The sequence below is a fragment of the Rhizobium sp. AC44/96 genome, from assembly GCF_001692185.1.
Classification (GTDB): Bacteria; Pseudomonadota; Alphaproteobacteria; order Rhizobiales; family Rhizobiaceae; genus Rhizobium.
The window spans coordinates 37,850-57,325 of record NZ_LXKO01000011.1 but is presented as its reverse complement, the minus strand read 5'-3'; the positions used below and the strand labels follow the sequence as shown (position 1 = coordinate 57,325).

17 protein-coding genes are annotated in these 19,476 nt (G+C 58.1%); 2 read left to right on the top strand and 15 right to left on the bottom strand.

Annotated features, from left to right (window positions below; genetic code table 11):
* Window positions 1–3 precede the first annotated feature (3 nt).
* Window positions 4–1,764 carry a CocE/NonD family hydrolase gene (locus A6U87_RS11540; protein ID WP_065691408.1) on the top strand — a complete coding sequence of 587 codons (1,761 nt, stop codon included), beginning with the start codon at window positions 4–6 and terminating at the stop codon, window positions 1,762–1,764.
* A gap of 234 nt (window positions 1,765–1,998) precedes the next feature.
* Here the strand turns inward: A6U87_RS11540 and A6U87_RS11535 are convergent, their stop codons facing one another.
* The 15 genes from A6U87_RS11535 to A6U87_RS11460 all read right to left on the bottom strand — a co-directional run bounded on the left by A6U87_RS11535 (window position 1,999) and on the right by A6U87_RS11460 (window position 17,033).
* The gene (locus A6U87_RS11535; RefSeq protein WP_065691407.1) at window positions 1,999–2,952 is read right to left on the bottom strand and encodes a sensor histidine kinase; all 954 of its coding nucleotides are present in this window, start codon (window positions 2,950–2,952) and stop codon (window positions 1,999–2,001) included.
* Window positions 2,953–3,769: 817 nt separating this feature from the next.
* On the bottom strand, window positions 3,770–4,396 hold the full coding sequence (locus A6U87_RS11530) for an LUD domain-containing protein (RefSeq protein WP_065691445.1): 627 nt from the start codon (window positions 4,394–4,396) through the stop codon (window positions 3,770–3,772).
* The gene (locus A6U87_RS11525) at window positions 4,396–5,838 is read right to left on the bottom strand and encodes a lactate utilization protein B (RefSeq protein ID WP_065691406.1); all 1,443 of its coding nucleotides are present in this window, start codon (window positions 5,836–5,838) and stop codon (window positions 4,396–4,398) included. Before A6U87_RS11525 ends, A6U87_RS11530 begins: the two co-directional genes overlap by 1 nt.
* Complete coding sequence (locus A6U87_RS11520; RefSeq protein ID WP_065691405.1) at window positions 5,835–6,578, bottom strand: (Fe-S)-binding protein; 744 nt, start codon at window positions 6,576–6,578, stop codon at window positions 5,835–5,837. Before A6U87_RS11520 ends, A6U87_RS11525 begins: the two co-directional genes overlap by 4 nt.
* 152 nt (window positions 6,579–6,730) lie before the next feature.
* Window positions 6,731–7,438, bottom strand: a complete 708-nt coding sequence (locus A6U87_RS11515; protein ID WP_065691404.1) for a NapC/NirT family cytochrome c — start codon at window positions 7,436–7,438, stop codon at window positions 6,731–6,733.
* Window positions 7,439–7,441: 3 nt separating this feature from the next.
* Window positions 7,442–7,942, bottom strand: a complete 501-nt coding sequence (locus A6U87_RS11510; protein ID WP_065691403.1) for a nitrate reductase cytochrome c-type subunit — start codon at window positions 7,940–7,942, stop codon at window positions 7,442–7,444.
* Complete coding sequence (napA, locus tag A6U87_RS11505; RefSeq protein WP_065691402.1) at window positions 7,912–10,422, bottom strand: periplasmic nitrate reductase subunit alpha; 2,511 nt, start codon at window positions 10,420–10,422, stop codon at window positions 7,912–7,914. Before napA ends, A6U87_RS11510 begins: the two co-directional genes overlap by 31 nt.
* On the bottom strand, window positions 10,391–10,672 hold the full coding sequence (locus tag A6U87_RS11500) for a chaperone NapD (RefSeq protein ID WP_065691401.1): 282 nt from the start codon (window positions 10,670–10,672) through the stop codon (window positions 10,391–10,393). Before A6U87_RS11500 ends, napA begins: the two co-directional genes overlap by 32 nt.
* Window positions 10,665–11,153: a ferredoxin-type protein NapF gene (locus A6U87_RS29250; RefSeq protein WP_083199350.1), complete on the bottom strand. Its 489-nt coding sequence runs from the start codon at window positions 11,151–11,153 to the stop codon at window positions 10,665–10,667. Before A6U87_RS29250 ends, A6U87_RS11500 begins: the two co-directional genes overlap by 8 nt.
* A gap of 8 nt (window positions 11,154–11,161) precedes the next feature.
* Window positions 11,162–11,353, bottom strand: coding sequence for a periplasmic nitrate reductase, NapE protein (gene napE / locus A6U87_RS11490; protein ID WP_065691399.1), 192 nt, complete (start codon window positions 11,351–11,353; stop codon window positions 11,162–11,164).
* Between the two features lie 133 nt (window positions 11,354–11,486).
* Window positions 11,487–11,687 (bottom strand): hypothetical protein, encoded by a 201-nt coding sequence (locus A6U87_RS11485; protein WP_065691398.1) that lies wholly within the window; start codon window positions 11,685–11,687, stop codon window positions 11,487–11,489.
* A 626-nt stretch (window positions 11,688–12,313) separates the two neighbouring features.
* Complete coding sequence (locus A6U87_RS11475; RefSeq protein WP_065691396.1) at window positions 12,314–13,048, bottom strand: LuxR family transcriptional regulator; 735 nt, start codon at window positions 13,046–13,048, stop codon at window positions 12,314–12,316.
* Between the two features lie 74 nt (window positions 13,049–13,122).
* Window positions 13,123–14,088 carry a hydroxymethylbilane synthase gene (hemC, locus tag A6U87_RS11470; RefSeq protein ID WP_065691395.1) on the bottom strand — a complete coding sequence of 322 codons (966 nt, stop codon included), beginning with the start codon at window positions 14,086–14,088 and terminating at the stop codon, window positions 13,123–13,125.
* Window positions 14,088–15,881, bottom strand: a complete 1,794-nt coding sequence (locus A6U87_RS11465) for an ABC transporter transmembrane domain-containing protein (protein WP_065691444.1) — start codon at window positions 15,879–15,881, stop codon at window positions 14,088–14,090. The genes hemC and A6U87_RS11465 overlap by 1 nt, the downstream gene beginning before the upstream one ends.
* Window positions 15,882–16,175: 294 nt before the next feature.
* On the bottom strand, window positions 16,176–17,033 hold the full coding sequence (locus A6U87_RS11460; RefSeq protein ID WP_244499473.1) for a ferritin family protein: 858 nt from the start codon (window positions 17,031–17,033) through the stop codon (window positions 16,176–16,178).
* Between the two features lie 260 nt (window positions 17,034–17,293).
* On the opposite strand from A6U87_RS11460, the gene A6U87_RS11455 reads away from it, so the two are divergent.
* The gene (locus A6U87_RS11455; protein ID WP_244499472.1) at window positions 17,294–19,441 is read left to right on the top strand and encodes a NosR/NirI family protein; all 2,148 of its coding nucleotides are present in this window, start codon (window positions 17,294–17,296) and stop codon (window positions 19,439–19,441) included.
* Window positions 19,442–19,476 lie beyond the last annotated feature (35 nt).

The following is a 19,476-nucleotide window of genomic DNA, read 5'->3' as shown; positions in this document are numbered from 1 at the left end:
GCCATGACGAAGCAGGCAACGTTCAGGCTGCTCGACAATGTCGATGTGACAATGCGTGACGGCGTGATCCTGAAGACCGATATCTGGCTTCCGGCAACGGACGCCCCCTGCCCGGTGCTTCTTCAACGCACCCCTTATCGCAAGGAAACCCCCTTCGGTTCGCAGTATATTTCTGCCTTGGAGTTCCAGACCGCACTGCGTCGGGGTTATGCGATTGCGGTCCAGGATACGCGCGGACGCTACCAGTCGGACGGCGACTTTGTTCCCTTCACGTTCGAGGGGCAGGATAGTGCCGATACGGTTGAGTGGCTGCGTCGCCAGCCCTTCTGCAACGGGAAGATCGCGATGTTCGGGGCGTCCTATGTCGGCGCAACGCAGGTGCTGGCACTCTCCGAAAATCCGGATGGGCTGAAGGCCATTGCGCCACAACTGACCACGGCGCGTCATGGCGAAACATGGATGTATCGCGGCGGTGCTCTCGAGCTCGCCTTTGTGTTGCTGTGGGTCATCGAGTCGCTTGGTGCCGACCATATCCAGCATCGAATGGCGGCGATGCCAGCTGAGATGTGCGACCGCGTGCAGACACTGCTGGAGCTTTTACAGCGAGATCCCGCTGCAGCATTTGCGAGACTGCCGATCCTAGACGACGCGATTGCGGAGCTCGCGCCTCATCTTCGAGACTGGTTCCATCCGCAGGCTGTGGGCGGCAAGTCCGGCGCCGATCGCCTCGATTGGGTGAAGACGAACAAAACCGCCATGCTTGTCGTCGCAGGGTGGAATGATATTTTCCTCGAGGGCTCGATCGAGCTTTTCGAGAAGGCCAAATCTCGGTGGGGGGGGCGGAGCCACATGCCCGACCGTCTGATCATCGGCCCTTGGTCACATGGCAATCCGACCGACTGGCAGGGCGAGGAATGGTTGGGTTACTCGGCGTCCAGCGCTGATTTACCGGAGGAGAACCTCGCCTACTTCGACAGCGTTCTTGAAGATCGGCAGCCGGTGTCGCCTATCGTGCGCTATTTCCGTTCGGGCTCGAACAGCTGGCACGCCGCGCCGGATTGGCCTCTTCCGGATTCAATCGACGTGCCGCATTTTCTCGATTGCAGCCGAGGCACGCTCGGTTCGACACCGGGTGCGAAAGCCAGCAGCGACTTCGTTTCCAATCCATCGACGCCGGTGCCGACCGCCGGCGGCGCAACGTTCCTTCCCGGTCTCCTCCTCGGGCGCAACTCGGGCCCGGTCGATCAGACGGTGATCGAGGCCCGAAGCGACGTGCGGGTTTTCACCGGCCAGCCGCTGCGCGAGGATCTGGAGGTGACCGGGTTGGTGACGGCTTGCCTCTGGGTGACCTCCTCCAGTCCCAGGTCCGATTGGACAGCGAAACTCTGTGAGGTGGATCCTGTTGGCAGAAGCGTCGGCATTGTCGATGGTGTCCTGCGATGGGAGAATGCAGCAGCGACCCGTGATCACCCGGTCGAGGTCACCGTTCGGCTGGGACACATTAGCCGTTTGTTTAAAAAAGGGTACCGATTGCGGTTGCAGGTCGCGTCATCCAATTTCCCGCGCTTTGATCGCAATCCGCAATCAGCCGTGCCCTCGACCCTTGCAAAGGCATCAGACTTCGTTATCGCCGAGCAGCAAGTGTTTTCCGGATCGGGATTTCCGAGCCGTCTGACACTGCCCGTGGTAACAGTCTCCTATCCGTGCGCGAGGTCGTTGTCTGACTTAAGGAAAGTCAGCGGGGGTGCACTCAATAGCCCGTGAGAATGTCGAAGCCGGGGTTCTGGCAAAACGCCGTGTTTACGCTCTTGAAGGGATCCGAACCAGCGAACCCCTTATTACAAATCCTCGTCCAACCGAGTCCGCCAGATGATGTAAGAATTTAGCTGGCTCGAATGACTTGTTGGAGTCGTCTGCCGACCCTCCTGAGTCACCGTCATAGGCATTGATAACATCGGCGCACTCTAGCAAAATTCGGCGTTGGGCCTTCCAAAATGGCTAAACGGGCGGCTTTGGCATCCGCAGTGTCACGCGGCACCCCGACTCCAAATTTTCACGAGTGATCGTCCCTCCGAGTTGCTGGACTAGCAGCGATACTATCCGAGCACCTATGCCTTCTGGTGTACTAGCATGCATGCCTACGCCGTTATCAGTTACAGACAGAACAACCTCCTCGCCGGCTCTCAGCATAACCTGTATAAGGCCGGCTCGCGCCTCCGGGAATGCATACTTGAGGCTATTGGTCACAAGCTCGTTGACAATGATCGCAATCGGCACGGCCTGTTCGCTGTGAATAAATAGTTCATCCGCATCGGCCTTGATGGCAACCGGACTCGTTCCGCTGATCGACGCGCTGAGATGTTGGCAGATTTCCGTCAAGTATGTCCTTGCATTCACAACCTTCCGGTCTGCAAGTATCGTAAGGTGGTCGTATACTTGCGCCATGACCTGAATGCGCTCACCCATCTCGGTGAGCGCTTCTGCAGCACTCACCCCAGGATGCCTCGCCTGAAGCCGCATTATTGCCGATAACATCGCCAGATTGTTCTTGGTGCGATGGGCAAGCTCCATCAGGAGGACTGTTTTGGCTTTCTCCGCCCGCACGACTTTTTCCATCTCGGTCCGCAGTGCTTCGGCCACAAGCCCGATGACAGCGGCGGTTACTGTGAACAACAAGATAGGCAGGACATAGCCCGGGAACGGCACGGTTGGTCTGAGTGACATGTACGCGAACGCGGCACCCAGCGCGGTTGCATAAAGTGACGAACCTCGATCGAACATAATTCCTGTCAGGAAAATACCGGGCAAGAGAAAGAAGAAACCAACAAAGCCTGTCTGTGCGTAGAGACTAATCTGCACGCCAATGCAGAGTGCCATTATCACAGTTGTTGCCGAGTACCTTACCCATACAGGCTGCGGTTTTCCGGGGAGGAAATAGAGTAGCCGTTCCATTCTGATTATTACCCTAAAAGGCATTTCATTGGGTCGGCCACTTCGCACGGTGGCAACGAGGAATATGACAGTAGCCGTCGCAGCGCCTTGTCGGCAAGCTGACTCGAGCGGGGTTAACGGAGACGACTGACAAGGGGCGAGATTTTGGGAGCCTTGACACGCAGAACTAATGCGGATCTTTGGGCTAACTGCGATCTGGAAGGCAGCGAAACGGAAGCGCCAGCCCCTAATCCACTGGATGTCCGCTTCGGGTGGCAGCCTATGTGATCGGTTCGGGGAACCATAGTTCACATTCGCCTTGAACGGATCTGAACCGGCGGCGCCCTAGTCAGATGGGGCAAGTGCTTTATAAATTGGATCTCGAAGCATCCCCCGCGCATTAGAATTCGAGGCCGCAGCACAGCAAGATGCCGCAGCTCTCCACCTTGAGGCAGAAGTTCACGAAGCTGGAGCGCGTTACCGACGCAACGACAACGTTGTTCGTATCGGGATATAACAGGAACTGCCAAAGGACTCGGCGGTGGACATCGTAGCCGGAGGCTATGATGTCGCCCTAAGGATCGGCGAGGTCATTGAACGAGATATGGTTGCTGTCCGTTTGGGACCCGAATTGCGCCAAGTGGCGATCGCGACACCTAACTATTTCAACCAGCATGGTCGTCCGGGGGATCCGCGTGATCTTGTTCATCACCGACCTGGTCAACAGCGTCGGCAACGCCGTGGCGTGTGTGCACGCTGGCCTTTTCGTGGTGAAGTGCCAGTGGCCGTTCGCTCGCGGAACACCTCAACCTGTGTGAGGGATTGCGCTTTCAGTTCCCTACTGTGGCGCGACCACATCGGCGGTTTCAGGTTGCCAATTGGCGACGAGCAGTACGAAAAGCGATCGTACCCCCTGAGCACCATGTATAAGCACTCCCTCAATGTCCGCTGTCGCCGATGGGCCAGTATGGAAGCTTGCGTAGCGACTGTTCCGGAATTCCGGTCGACGATACGCTTGGTGGATATTGACAACGATATCGGCGGGATCGAGTAGCACGACCAAATGCTGCGCAAGATATCCAAGCGCATTTATGCCCAAGTCCGCATCACTGAGGAGGACCGAACCTGTCTCCGCCACTCCAAAGGAGGCGCGAACTATCGCAAAGTCGACGTCCGCTAATTGCCGAGGGAGAGCGCCGACGGAAATGCTCCGGTTACCCTCAATTTCTGGAACCATCGAACACACTATTTTGATCGCCGAGACCCTATCCCTGACGTCAGCGAGAAAGGCGTCCGAGGCGGGAGCATCGAGCAGGACACCTCCCATATGCTCGAGACTTGATTTGAAGGTCGAAACCAGCGAAGCGGGCGCGTGATCATCGTACAATGGGGACGAGGGAAGCGGCCGCTGAAGCCTGGGCAGGTTTGCGCGGATGGATGCAAGAATTTTGTCTCTGCTTTCCATCATTTCCCGTTTTCCGCGTACCAGCTATGGAATGTATGCTTTGTCGCGGGGGGAAGCTCGCGATGCTTCCCCCACGAATTCAATCCGTTGTACAGCACGAAACGTGGCAGATGCTTCAGGCCAACTTTTACTACCTTGAGAGCGGAACGATATGCGGCGGGACGCGCGAGCAGTTGGCCGGACAGTTTCATAGCTGCTCGGTTGGCTAGCGGGACTTCTTTCTTGGCTACGAGTTGGCGGCGCCAAGCGTATATTTGTTCGTGGATGTTAATTTTGACCGGACAGACATTCGTGCAGCTGCCATTGAGGGTTGACGCAAAAGGCAGATTACTGAATTTCCGTGCATTGAAGGTCGGATCGACGATAAGGCCTATCGGACCGGCATATGTGGCCCCGTAACTGAGCCCGCCGCTGCGCCGATAGACCGGGCATGTGTTCATGCAAGCACCGCATTTGATACACTTGAGCGAAGTCCAAAACTCGGCCATGCCAAGCCGCGCTGAGCGACCGTTGTCAACCAAAATGACATGCATCTCCCCTCCCGCGCGGGGACCGCGAAAATGCGAGGTATATTGGGTGATCGGCGTCCCGAGCGCACTGCGGGACAACAACCGGATGAAGACGGCCAAATCCTCAATTCGCGGAATGATTTTCTCGATTCCGATTGAGGCAATATGTAGATCCGGCACATTGGCCGATAGGTCTGCATTGCCTTCGTTGGTGCACACTACAAACGTACCAGTCTCTGCAACGGCGAAGTTCGCGCCTGTCATGCCTGCGCCGGCATCAAGGATCAAGGGACGGGCAGATTGGCGCTGAGCCTCTGCGAGGTAATGGGCATCGCTGTTGTGGGGATCGGTACCGATGGTTCTAGCCAAAACGTCGGCGACGTCCGCTTTGAGCTTGTGTACTGCGGGCACGACAACATGGCTCGGCTCTTCGTTATCCAGTTGTTGGATTCTCTCCCCAAGGTCGGTCTCCAACACATCGATGCCGACAGAGGCCATGTATGTTCTAAAGCCGCACTCCTCGGTGAGCATCGACTTGCTTTTAATAAGCGATGTCGCCCCGTGATCGCTTAGTATGCGGTGAACGATCCTGTTGTGCTCGTCCGCATCCGTTGCCCAGTGCACGTGGATACCGTTCGCCTTCGCCTTGCTTTCGAACTCCAGGAGATAGTCGTCGAGGCGGGTCAGGGTATGTTCTTTGATCGCAGAGGCAAGTTCGCGAAGCTCTTCCCACTCCTCGATTCCGTGCATCTCTCGGTCGCGCTTCTGTCGAAGGCCCCAAAGCCTCTCATCATGCATTGTCGCATGCTGCTTCGCTGCGACAAAGTCGGCAGCGGCCTTTGCCTGATCGATGGGCCGGTTACCGCGGACGACAGCTCCGCGCGGCTGCGGTTCGCGGGTGTCCGCCCCCTTCGCCCCGGAACCGGGTTTCATAATGCTACCCCGTTCAAGACCTGCGCGATATGAACGAATTTGATCGGCAAAGCGCAGCGCTCCGCACACCCTTGCTGGTGCATCAGGCAGGAAGAGTCAGCCGAGACGATGTAGTCGGCTCCGGCGCGGACATGGTCGGCAACCTTGTCGTAGCCCATTTTGGCGGAAACGGACTCGTAATAGGCAGAGAAAGTGCCGCCGAAACCGCAGCATTCATCTGGTCGCGAGGGCTGCACAAACGTGATGCCCTCCACTTTAGACAGGAGAGCATGCGGTTTGGAGAGGAACGGTTTATGCAGTTCGGACGGCGTCGCGTGACCAAGTTTTCGCAGCGATCCACACCCGTTGTGGAGCCCAACCCGGTGGGGAAACCGAGCCCAGGGAAAGGCGTTGACGTTTAAGATGTCGTGTAAGAACTCAACGATCTCAATCGTGTGCGAACGAACATTCTTTACTTCATCGGTCTGTTCAATGGCGTCAAAATTGTAGCGGACATGATGGACACAGCTGCCTGACGGGGAAACAACATAGTCGAAATGCGCAAAATTGCGCACGAACAGTGTCTCAACATCGGCGCAATACGTATTGAAACCACCGTTGGCCATCGGTTGACCACAACAGGTTTGGTTCATTGGGTATATCACGTCGCAGTCAAAGCGCTCGAGGAGTTCGAGTGTAGCAATGCCCACTTCCGGAAAGAAGGCATCAATGTAGCAGGGAATGAATAGCCCAATGCGCATGGGTGTCTCCTTCGGTGCAACGGGCCTCGGAATGAGCGAGTTCATTCAAGGTTCTAAGGCGCGCAACCGGTCGGTATTTGTGCCATTGGGAGCAACTGCCAAAGAGAACAGAAATCAGCGGCGGCATCTCGCTCAAGTTCGATGGGCGGTCTTCACTGCTGTAGATTGAAGGCCGCCCCATGCGCGTCGGCGATCGCTCGTTCGAGATCATCAATCGGCGTTGCGTTAGCCGTTTTGTTACCTTCGAGTTCCTTCGGCATTTTCCAGCCCGGATCAACGCCCTCCATATTCGGAAGTTCATGGGCAATTCCCTTATGGCAATCGATGCACGTGGCCTTGCCCGAGAGCAGATACTTCGAGTGGATATCGGCGGCGCGTTGCGTCTGCTTCTGGAAGTCCATCGCCACGGCCGAGTGACAGTTCCGGCACTCCAGACTGTCGTTTGCCTTCATGCGCGCCCATTCGTGCTGGGCAAGCTCCAGTCGTTTCTCAAGGAACTTCGGGCGAGTGTTGATGGTCCCGAAGAGTTTCCCCCAGACCTCCTTCGAAGCCTGCATCTTGCGCGCAATCTTGTCCGTCCATTGATGCGGAACGTGGCAATCGGGACAGGTTGCCCTCACGCCGGAGCGGTTGGAGAAATGGATGGTACGACTGAGTTCCTGATAGACGTTGTCGTGCATTTCATGACAGGAGGTGCAGAACTTCTCGGTGTTGGTGAGCTCCAGCGCCGTATTGAACGCGCCCCAAAACATCACGCCGCCGACGAAACCGCCGAGGGTCAGAACCCCCAGGCCGATCGTTGCGGCGGGCGTGGTCAGGATCGACCAAGCCCACAAGAATGCCGTCTTCAGCCAGGCCATGGGTCACTCGCTCCCCGCCGGTTTGAAGCCGAGCTCGCTCATGTCCTTGAACTGATTGATCACGAGGCTGCGGGTATCAGCCTGCGGAACATGGCATGTCGTGCAGAAATATCGCCGTGGCGAGACGTCGGCGAGCATCTGGCCGTCGCGCGTCATGTAATGCGTGACACTGATCATCGGCGCGCCGGAATCCTGAGTGAACTCTCGCTTGTGGCATGAGAGACAGCGGTTGGCGTTGACCGACAGCTCGTAGCCCTCGATCGAGTGCGGGATGATCGGTGGCTGATCAGGATAGGCCCGCATTTTCCGCTGATCATCGGTTACCCATTTGGGCAAGGGTTTCGCCTCGCCGGTATCCATGGCCTGGGGCGGTCCTTCTAGTTGGGGCACATTCTGCTGCACAACCTGGCCGATGGCGGCTGTCGCGACGAACACGACGAGACCGGCCATGACTGTCATCCACTGCGACCGCCCTAAATGGCGGAAACGATTTTGACCGCGCATTTTTTGAAATCCGTCTGTTTGGAGATGGGATCGGTGGCGTCCAGCGTGACCTTGTTGATCAACTGGCTGGCATCAAACCAGGGAACGAAGATGACACCAGGCGGCATGCGGTTTCGACCGCGGATATCGATGCGAGAACGGATCTCACCGCGACGCGAGATGATGCGAACTTCTGCTCCCTGGTTGATGCCGCGCTTGCGGGCATCCTCCGCATTCATGAAACATCGCGCACCAGGGAAGGCCTTGTAGAGCTCGGGAACACGCATTGTCATTGAGCCGGAATGCCAATGCTCAAGCACGCGGCCGGTCACCAGCCAGAAATCGTATTCATCGTCAGGCGATTCTGCCGGAGGCTCGTAGGGTACGGCCAGGATAACGGCCTTGCCATCCTTCTGACCGTAGAATCTCAGCCCTTCGCCGGGCTTGACGTAGGGATCATAGCCTTCCCTGTATCGCCAGCGGGTTTCCTGCCCGTTGACAACGGGCCAGCGCAGCCCGCGCACATCATGGTACATGTCGTAGGGCGCAAGATCATGCCCGTGCCCCCGGCCAAACGTCGCGTACTCCTCGAACAGTCCCTTCTGGATGTAGAAGCCGAAAGCCTTGGCCTCGTTGTTGTCGTAGTCCCCGCTGGTCTCGCTCAGGGGGAATTTGTCGACCTGGCCGTTGCGGAACAGCACGTCGAAGAGTGTCTTCCCGCGATACTCTGGGTTGGCGTCCAGAATGTCCTTGGGCCAGACCTCATCGGTCGTGAAGCGTTTGGAAAACTCGGCGATCTGCCACAAGTCCGAACGGGCTTCGCCTTTCGCTTGCACTAATTGGTGCCAGACATGCGTCCTGCGTTCAGCGTTGCCGTAAGCGCCTTCCTTTTCGACCCACATCGCCGCCGGCAGGATCAGGTCGGCGCTCATGGCCGTTATGGTCGGGTAGGCGTCGCTGACCACGATGAAGTTGTCAGGATTGCGATAGCCCTGCCAGGTTTCATTGCTGGTGTTGGGGCCGGCCTGAACGTTGTTGTTGACCTGAACCCAATAGAAATTGAGCTTGCCATCCTTGAGCATCCGGTCCTGCTGGACGGCATGATAGCCGGGTTTCTCGGGGATGATCCCCTCCGGAACCTTCCAGATTTCCTCCGCGTGCTTGCGATGCTCCGGGTTGGTCACGGTCATGTCCGCCGGCAGACGGTGGGCGAACGTCCCCACCTCACGGGCCGTGCCGCAGGCCGATGGCTGGCCGGTCAGCGAGAACGGGCTGTTGCCGGGCTCGGCAATCTTACCCGTCAGCAGGTGGATATTGTAGACCATCTGGTTGGCCCAGACGCCGCGGACATGCTGGTTGAAGCCCATCGTCCAGAGCGACATGACCTTGCGGGCCGGGTCGGCGTAAAGTTCCGCCAGTTGTTCAAGGAAGCCAACATCGACGCCGGACAGCGCCGCTGCCTTTTCGAGCGTATACTCCGCAACGAATGCCTTGAACGCTTCGAAATCAATTGGCTCAGTCTTTCCAGGGTCAGCCGAATTCGCAGCCTTCGTCTCCGCGGGATTGTCAGGCCTCAGACCATAACCAATGTCTGTTACCCCCCGCGCGAACTTGGTGTGCTTGTCCACGAAGTCCTTGTTGACGCGGTCGGTCTGGATGATGTGGTTTGCAATGTAGTTGAGGATCGCGAGGTCTGTGCCCGGCTTGAACACGATCGGCACGTCCGCGAGATCCATGCTCCGATGCGTGAAGGTCGAGAGCACCGCCACGCGGACGTGTGGGTGCCCCAAGCGGCGATCCGCCACCCGCGTCCACAGGATCGGATGCATCTCCGCCATGTTGGAACCCCAAAGCACGAAGGCATCCGCGTTCTCGAAATCGTCGTAGCAGCCCATCGGCTCGTCCATGCCAAAGGTGCGCATAAAGGCGTAGGCGGCCGAGGCCATGCAATGGCGGGCATTCGGATCGAGGTTGTTTGATCGAAGGCCGGCCCGCATGAACTTCGTTGCGGCATAGCCCTCGAAGATCGTCCATTGGCCGGAGCCGAACATGCCGACCGCAGTCGGCCCTTTCTCCTTCAGCACCTTCTTGCACTGCTCAGCCATCACGTCGAAGGCCTCGTCCCAGGTGACCGGCATGAACTCGCCGTCCTTGGCATAGACCCCGTCCCGCTTGCGCAGCAGTGGCGTCTGCAGCCGATCCTCGCCGTACATGATCTTGGAGAGAAAGTAGCCCTTGATGCAGTTCAGGCCACGATTGACCTCGGCCTGCATGTCACCGTGCGTGGCAACAACCTGCCCCGCCTTGACGCCAACCATGACGCCGCAGCCCGTGCCGCAGAAGCGGCAAGGCGCCTTCGACCATTTGATCTGCAAGGCTTCCACCCCGCCGGGAACCGGCTGCGCGGCGGCGGGCAGCGTTATTCCGGCAGCAGTGGCCGCTATGGCCGCAGCCTGGGCCTTCAGGACGTCACGCCGGGTCAGGGATTCGGTCTTCGACATGCTTCTCCTCCGTAACCTGCTCAAAAACCATGTTGGCGGCAATGACGCCGTCCATCAGCGAGACTCTGGACAGAACCTCGCCCAGAAACCCCGTGCTCGGGCCCTCGATGACAACGACGATCTTGCCTCGGTCATGGCCGTGCACTTCCAGCCCTTCGACGTCTTCGAGCTGCGCCAAAACTGCTTGCGTAAATTCAAACCGTGTCGCGATGACCGCACTTGAGACGTGCCAAAGAGAGTGCTCAACCATTGGAGACCTCGCTCAGCGAACGGATGGCGATGGCATCCACGGGACAGACCTGCAGGCATGCGCCGCATCCTGCGCAGGCGGATGTCTCTATGAGCGGCAAGAACGGCCCGCCAATCCGTGGCCGGAATCGTATGGCTTGAGCGGGGCAAGCCTCGCCGCAGGATTGGCAAGCAACTCCCTTCGCAGCGAGACAGCCTTCAGACACCTCTGCCACATGATCGAACTGGAAGCGCTCGGCATCGAAGACCGGCTCCGGACAGACATTCAGGCACTCTCGACAGAACGTGCATTCGCCGACAGACAGATCAACTCCGGGAACTCCGGCGACAAGCCGGATTATGGAGGTGGGACATCGTTCGACGCATCGATTGCAGCCGGTGCATCGTTCAAGCGAAGACGGCGACACGCCCGGAGGCAGGATCGGCAGGCGAGTAACGTCGCCCCTGAGGAAGGCCCGGCGAGAGAGTGCGATCGCGTCCATGGGCCGCCTCAGTGAATGGTCGGTGGCGGCCCTGGCGGGCCATAGATCATCTGGTAGAACCAGACAAGAAAGCCGTACGTCGCCACGGTTCCAACCGCGACCACGGGCCAGACACCAAATGCCAGGATCGCAAACGCCAGTCGCTCACCCCGTCGCGAAAGCCGCCTGTCGCCTTTCAAAGCTTCCGGTAGATCGGTCATCGAGAACCCTACCCCCGAGCGCAACTCGCCCTCATCGTTTTATTCATCCCAGGAAAAACTAGCATCCTACGACAGCGGAGGCCTGTAGTATCCCGTAACATCTCTAGTAAAACTCATTCCCGGCGCGAGTGGGTCAGTTGGAACGCGCTAGCCTTCTCGAGATGTTTGCGGCGACATGCTCAGCGATTGCACCTTTGATGTCTGTGACCGTATCGAACAATCGATTGTCGAGGTCGATGACATCGAACCGGACAGCAATGAACCGCAAACGGCTATCGATCGGAACGGCGATCCCGACCTCCTGACCTTCAAAGACGACAGCTTGCTTGTGCATGTCAAATCTCCGCGTCCCGCACAATCATGCGCACCGTTAGCAACAATGAGAACAAGATCTTCTGCGTCCTTAAGGGCTTGCAAGTCGAAATCGGGTCGATCCGGCGTAACGCGCTCGCTTCGCCACTACAAAGGCAGGCAGTCGAAAGATCGGCTCAGTCCATTCCTCTAGGCATCATCGACCAGATACACACCGAAGATATATGCAGGGTAAAGTCCACTACCACATCGAGCAAAATCTAGCCCAGATGAACGCCCCAAGCAACTGATTTTCCGATGATTTTAGAGTGTGCAATTATATGACAATTACCGCGCTTGCGAACAGGATGTGAATTGTTGCAAATATGGTTGCCCTCGTCATTGTCGACTGGGCACGCAAGCGCCCACACGGCACGATTCAACCGCATCATCCATCGAGATCGCGTTTCGAGACGGCTAGTATGTAACCAATCGCGCTGCGGCTCTCCAGCTCCGTAATCGAGGACGCGCTGATCTCCGGAATCGCTTTCCCCGAGCCCTCCCAGACGACTATATGAGGTCGGCCCAAGTAGAATGAGGCCCCCGTTCAACCATTTGCATCCTCGGAGCCGATCACATTCGATCGACCAAGCCGGCGGGGCTCGAAAGTCAAGCGATCAGCCGCCGCCGGAGTGCCTCGGCGATCGCCTGCGTGCGATTGGCTGCTCCAAGCTTCTTCGTCGCCGATTTGATGTAGCTGTTCACGGTCTCCAACTGATAGCCAGTGGCTTTACCGATGCCTTCACTGGTCAGGCCGAGGCTTGCTTGCGAAAGGCAGGCCATTTCGCCCTTCGACAATCGCATCTGGTCCGCGGCGTAGCGGTCCATGAGGGGCTTGGCGAACGCGTTGTGAACCGCTCCGGAAACAAGCTCGAGAAATGCTATCTCTGCGGATCCGAACGGCGTCGCGCGCGTATAGCCAACCGCGCCATAGATCGTCTCATCCCGCAAGATGGGTACGATGGTGCGATTGTGGACGCCAAACATACGTTGAAGATAAAGCAGGCGCCGCGGCACATCCTGATGTGCGTAGACCTCGCTTTCGATAACGACTGTTTTCGAAGATTTCGACGCCAGAATGAATGGATCGATTTGCGGCAGCTTGTCTGCTATATAGGCCTCAATGAACGCAGGCGGAAGATCGGTATCGATAGAGAAACCCTCGCCGAACCGATAGTGGTCCACGTCAAGTCCGCAAACGAACATGTAGTCGAACGGAACGGCCTTTCTAAGCCTGTCGATCATGTCGTTCTGACCAAAGAAGCGATGTTGCGGAACCGAGCGCAGATCGATGTAGTCGTCCAGGGCGTCAGGCAAAAGGACTGACAGAGCGCTGACCGGCATGGGAGGAGACTCAGTTTCGGTTCCTCCAAATATGGGCCCCGAGAGTTAACCGAACCTTAACGGGTTGATCCAGATCAATCTACCCGCTCGGGCAATCGAGAGATCTCCTCCTTTCGCAGCAGCTCTTTTTGTCGGGATATGATACAATTCGCAGCAGAGAGCCCAATTTTTTCGTTGGCGTATCGCGCGCCTGTGACCACCACCCTGATTGGGTTGCTTCCGTCTGCTTCGATCGTCATTCCTCGGAGCATCACCTCGCTTCCATGACAGGTCGCGTAAGCGGCAATGGGGGTACGGCACGAGCCGTCTAGGGCACGAAGAAACGCGCGTTCGCATCGGACGGCGTCGGCGGTGGCCGCGTCGTCCAGCGCGGAGACCAGTTCGCCAACGATACGATCGTCCTTGGCGCTTTCGATACAGATCGCACCTTGAGCAGGAGCCGGCGGGAAGGCGCGAGGATCCAACACCTCCGTCGCGACGCGCGCAAGAACCAGCCTGTTCAACCCGGCTTGGGCTAGCAGCGTAGCGTCGACGAACCCGTCCGTCATCTTCTGCAGCCTCGTTCCGACAAGACCTCGAAATGGCACGATGACGAGGTCTGGCCTGTGCATCTTGACGAGCGCCGCTCTTCGCACTGAGGACGTGCCGACAATGGCTCCGGCCGGCAGTTCCCAGAAATGGGCGCCGCTCCGGGACACGAGCGCGTCGCGGATGTCTTCCCTTGGCAAGACCGCGCTGATGTGGAGCCCCTCCGGAAGCACAGTGGCAACGTCCTTGCACGAATGGACTGCGAGATCGAGTTCTCCCGTTAGGAGCCTCTCCTCCAGTTCCTGGGTGAATAGGCCCTTGACACCGAGGTCGGGAAGCGGCCACTCATTGAGTCGATCCCCTTTCGTTGTCAGTCGGACGATCTCGAAGGATTCGATCGACAGTCCGTGACAGGCGGCAAGGCGCGAAGCGACTTCCGTCGCTTGGGCGACTGCCAGCGGACTTGCACGAGTGCCGATCCTGATGCGTCTCCCGAATTTCTCCTTGATCATCAGGCGGCGTCCCGTTCGTCTCGGTGCGAGTCCGGCGCGTCAAACTGGAGTTCGGCAAGTTTTGCGTATACGCCACCCTTGCGGACCAGCGAAGCGTGAGTTCCTTCCTCGACGATCCGGCCGCCGTCCATGACCAAGATCCGATCTGCCTTGAGCACCGTAGCGAGTCGATGTGCTATGACGATCGTGGTTCGATCTTTCATAAGTTCTTCGAGTCCCTTCTGCACCAACATCTCGCTTTCGGCGTCCAGCGACGACGTCGCTTCGTCGAGAAGAAGAACGGGGGCGTCCTTCAAGACCGCCCTGGCAATTGCGATCCGTTGGCGCTGCCCTCCTGAAAGCGTGAGGCCCCGCTCGCCTACGACCGTATCGTAAGAATGAGGAAGGACGGATATGAAGTCGTGCGCCTGGGCCCGCTGCGCCGCGGATTCGATCTCGGCGTCGCTCGCGCCCGTTTTTCCCAAAGCGATGTTGTCCCTGACGGAGGAGGCGAAGATAGTGACGTCCTGAGGAACGATAGCGATTTGTTGTCGGACCTCCTCCGCGGACAAGGAGGTAACATCGTACCCATCGATCGAGATCTGCCCTTCGTTTGTTCCATAAAAACCGAGCAAGAGCGAGAAGAGTGTGCTCTTCCCCGAGCCTGATGCACCGACAACCGCAACGGTCTCGCCCGGCGCAACCCGCATCGACAATCCCTGGAGCACTTCACGGTCGGGCATGCCGGGATAGGCGAACGTGACATCGCGGAATTCGACGCCGCCGGCTACCGGGGTTCGCAGCGGGACCGTCGCGCCCGGCTCTGGGCGTCCTTCTTCTTCACCCAACAGCTCGAAAAGCCTCCCTGCGGCGCCTGCTGCCTGTGCTAGTTCACCCCAGACTTCGGACAGCGATCCGAGAGAGCCCGCAGCTATGACTGCGTAAAGAAGGAACTGACTGAGGTTTCCGGCGGTCATTGATCCTGACAGCAGGCCACGCGCGCCGATCCACAGAACCCCGACGACGCTGGCGAAGATCAGAGCGATCGCGAAGGCGGTCAGGTAAGCCCTAGATCGAGCCGCGCTCACCGAGCTCGCGTAGGAAGTCTCGACGTCCTTGATGTATTTCTGCTCGGCAGATTCTTCGCCGTTGAACGCCTGTATTGTTCTGTTCCCAGCAATGACCTCGCTCGCGAACGCAGACGCCTGCGCCAGTGCATCCTGCGCGGCTCGCGAGCGGCGTCGAACCGAGCGGCCAAAAACTACTAGCGGAACGACGATCAACGGAATGGCGCCGATGGTGATCGACGACAAGCTGGGACTGGTCATGAACATCATCGCCAGCGAGCCCGCGCAAAGAATGGAGTTGCGTAGCGCAACTGAGGCGGCCAAGCTGACAGCCGACTTGATCTGGGCGGTGTCGGCGGTCAGGCGCGAACTGATCTCGCCGGACCGATTAGCGTCGAAAAAAGACGCAGGGAGTCGCACGACCTTTTTGAAAACCTGGAGCCGAAGGTCACTGACAAGGCGTTCTCCAAGCGCGGCGACGAAGTAATATCGACACGCGCTAGCGACCGCGAGCGCTATGGCAAGAGCAACAAGCATTACGAAGTAGCGGTCTACGAACGCCCCATCGGTACGGGTGAACCCCTGGTCTATCAAACGGCGGACTGCAGTTGGTAACGCCAGGGAGATCAGTGCCGCGGCTGTCAGGGAGACCAGGCTCCCGGCAACAAGCCATTGATGCGTTCGTAAGAAAGGAGCGAGTCTTCTCAAACCGCCAAGTGATCTACGTCCACCGCCCCTACTCCCCATTGAACTGTTGGCAGTGGAATCCGCCGCAGGGGATTGCGCTTCGGCGACGCGGTCGTGCTGGGCAATCATCATTGCCTTGAACTCCAAGTTTCGTTGAGTTCGTTTTTCACGTCGAATCCACGTCGCGTCTTTGATCGCGATCAATAACCAGCATCCTTTATTGACCCAGTGAATCTGTGGGCAAGCCTCACCTGCGACGCTAAAGGTCGGCCGGTCTCAGCGGAAGCCAGACTGTGGGACGCGTCTCAATAGACAATCAGGCGTCGGCGTCAACCGTCGCAAACCTGAGCCAACCTATGCGGGCGAAGATCCTCGGAGAACTGCCAGACAATGGATCAACTCCGCAGCGAAGGCCCTCCCACGCGAAGCATCCAAGTCCTGCTTGGCTTGGCTTCCGAGATTTAGATAGTAGTCCACCAGCATTTCGCCCAGCGCGAGGGGAGACCCAAGCGCGGATCGCGGAAAGCTTGCTGGGGACGCAGGCCCCTCAAGTGGAGTCTCTACTAGAGAAGCCTGCCGCAATTCCGACTGCCGTGAGAAAGATCGCAACGCCGTTTCCTTGCCAGCGTCGGTTTCGGATGCTGCCAGCGTATCAAGATGGTGCTTCAGTTTGCGCTCGAGGTCGGGCAGACTGTCTATCGTGACGTCGATGTTCAGGCTGCGCTCCGTGTGGAATGCTCGCCTGCGTTCTCGTCGCAGCGTTGCGACATGTCCTAGCTCTTCTCGCGCCATCCGCTCGGCTGCTTCCCGTATTTCTTCAGAGTGCGCGTGTGCTGAGACGTAGGTCCAGAACACGAAGGCGCGCTCCTCATTCCGCACCGCCATTGAAAAGGCCCGATAGGCGCTCAGAAGATCAGGAGAGACGATCCCGACGCCTTCGTCCTCAAACACCTCGTTTGGACTTTCCGGTGCTTGGCTTGGAGTCGAGACACCCAGCCCCAGTCTCCACTCGTCGACCTTGCTGAGGTGACCCTGCTCCTCTGCGACCAGAGTGTCAAAAACGCGTGCCAGATCTGGTCGCTCCAGCGATTCCATCCTCCGGGATAAATCCAGGTAGCCGTCAATCGCCTCCTGCTCCATTCGAGCCGCGAGCGCCAACAGTTCGGCGAGAGAGGCCAGTTTCCAAGGCTCGCGAGTGGTTGACATGTCCATTCCCTTTCTTCTCGGCAAGCCTGCGGCTTTCGCGGTTGCTGTTTGGCGCTTTGAGCCTGCGCATTTCACCGGAAAATCATCACTCTTGGTTGATCTTGATCAAATAACACATGGTTTTTCTCCGTATATGTTCCCACCGCGAACGCACCGAAGGGCTGAAGGACGCGATGATAACAATACAAAAAGGCGCAGACATTGGCCGCATAGCTATGTTCTTCATAGCGGCAATCGGTCTTCTCGCAGCTTTCGCGGCGCCTGCAATGTCGGCGGGCCAGCTACCGTCATATCTGGAGAAGATTCAACCAAGCGACCTGTTTCAGGGTGCTGATCGGTTCGGCAACCCAGAAGGCGAGCCTCCGATCGCGCCAGTGTACCGCGGCCCTGACGTGCTTGGTTATGCCTATCTAAATTCGGACTTCACCAATTCCACGGGCTATTCTGGCAAGCCTATCCATATCGCCGTGGGGATCGACACAGCAGGCGTTGTGCGAGGGATCAAGCTGATCGATCACCATGAACCGATCGTGCTCATCGGCATTCCCCAGGCCAAGGTGGTTGCAGCACTAAATTCCATCATCGGAAAAAATCTCGGCCGCGTAGCTGCCGGCGAAGAGCGGCCGCCGCAGGTCGAGATCGTAAGCGGCGCAACCGTGACAGTCCTCGTCATGGGCGACAGCGTCATCCGCTCCGCGGTCAAGCTTATTCGCAGTGGCAGACTTAATCCCGCCGACGCCGGAGGCGTCCAAAAACAAGCAGACGTGAAGACGCTGGATCTGACGAAGACGGACGTCAGCGACTGGCAGACGCTCTTAGGTGACGGGTCTGTGCGAAGCCTTCGGTTAACTGTTGGCGAGGTCTCCAAGGCCTTCAATGATGCCGGCCAGCCCGACGCAGCATCGCATCCGGAAACGACGACACCGGACGACCGCTTCATTGATCTTTACGTGGCGCCGGTGAACGTTCCGTCAATTGGGAAAACCCTTCTGGGCGATGCAGCATATGCCAGGCTTCAGAGCCGTTTGCAGCCTGGCCAGTCTGCGATCCTGGTCGCTGGCGACGGCGCGTATTCCTTCAAAGGTTCAGGTTACGTCCGCGGCGGCATATTCGATCGAATCGAGCTCTTACAGGACGGACAGGGGCTCCGATTCCGCGATCGCTACCACACTCGTATCGCAGCTCTCGCACCGGTTGACGCGCCTTCGTTGAAGGAGATCGCACTGTTTGTCGTTGCGCCCGAATATACATTCGACGTGACTGAGCCTTGGGAACTCCAGCTTCTGGCACAGCGAAGCAGCACCGGTGCGCGCGACAAAGCAGTCATTCCCTTCAATCTTGGATATGCGTTGCCATCGAAGTACGTCACGGTGACTAGGGCGGCCGCTCCGGCTCCGGCGATCGTCCCCCTGGCGGATACAACAACGCAGGCGTCAGACGAACAGCCGCTTTGGATCAGTATCTGGAATCTGAACCGCGTCAATATCGGGATCACCGGCACCGCCCTTCTCGTCCTGACCGCAATCTTTTTCTTCCAGGACTGGCTAGTCAAACGTCCAGTTTTGTTTGCGTGGGTGAGGAACAGCTATCTTGTCTTCACGCTCGTTTGGCTTGGCTGGTATGCGAACGCCCAACTATCCGTAGTCAATGTTCTGACCTTCACCAACGCGCTGATCACGAACTTCAGTTGGGAGTTCTTTTTGGCGGCGCCGCTGATCTTCATTCTGTGGGCGTCGGTCGCGGCCGGCCTGCTGTTCTGGGGGCGTGGTCCTTTCTGCGGGTGGCTCTGCCCCTTCGGTGCGTTGCAGGAATTGCTCAGCAGCATCGCAAAGCGCCTGAAGGTGCCTCAGGTCAAGCTTCCCTGGGGGCTGCACGAACGGCTCTGGCCTATCAAGTACATCATCTTTCTTGGACTGTTCGGACTGTCCTTCTACTCGATCTCGTACGCCGAGATGGCAGCGGAAGTCGAACCGTTCAAGACAGCAATCATCTTGAAATTCGTCCGCGATTGGCCGTTCGTCGTCTTCGCCGGCGCCCTGCTCATCGCAAGCCTGTTCATCGAGCGCTTCTATTGCCGGTACCTTTGTCCGCTCGGCGCTGCGCTTGCCATTCCCGGACGAATTCGAATGTTCGAGTGGCTGAAGCGATATCCGGAATGCGGTTCTCCGTGCCAGCGCTGCGCGAAGGAGTGTCCCGTGCAGTCCATTCATCCCGAAGGGCAAATCAATGTCAACGAGTGCATCTACTGCATGCATTGCCAGGAACTTTATCATGATGACCACCGCTGCCCGCACATGATTCAGGTACGGCTGAAGCGCGAGAAATTCATGGCGCTCTCCACACCGGAGTCGCGCGGCGAGAAACCACCGAAAACCGTCGTCACCCACAACGGGAAACCCATCGAAAGAGCTTAAATCGGCGCGCGGCGTTCCAGTCGCGGCCACAACTG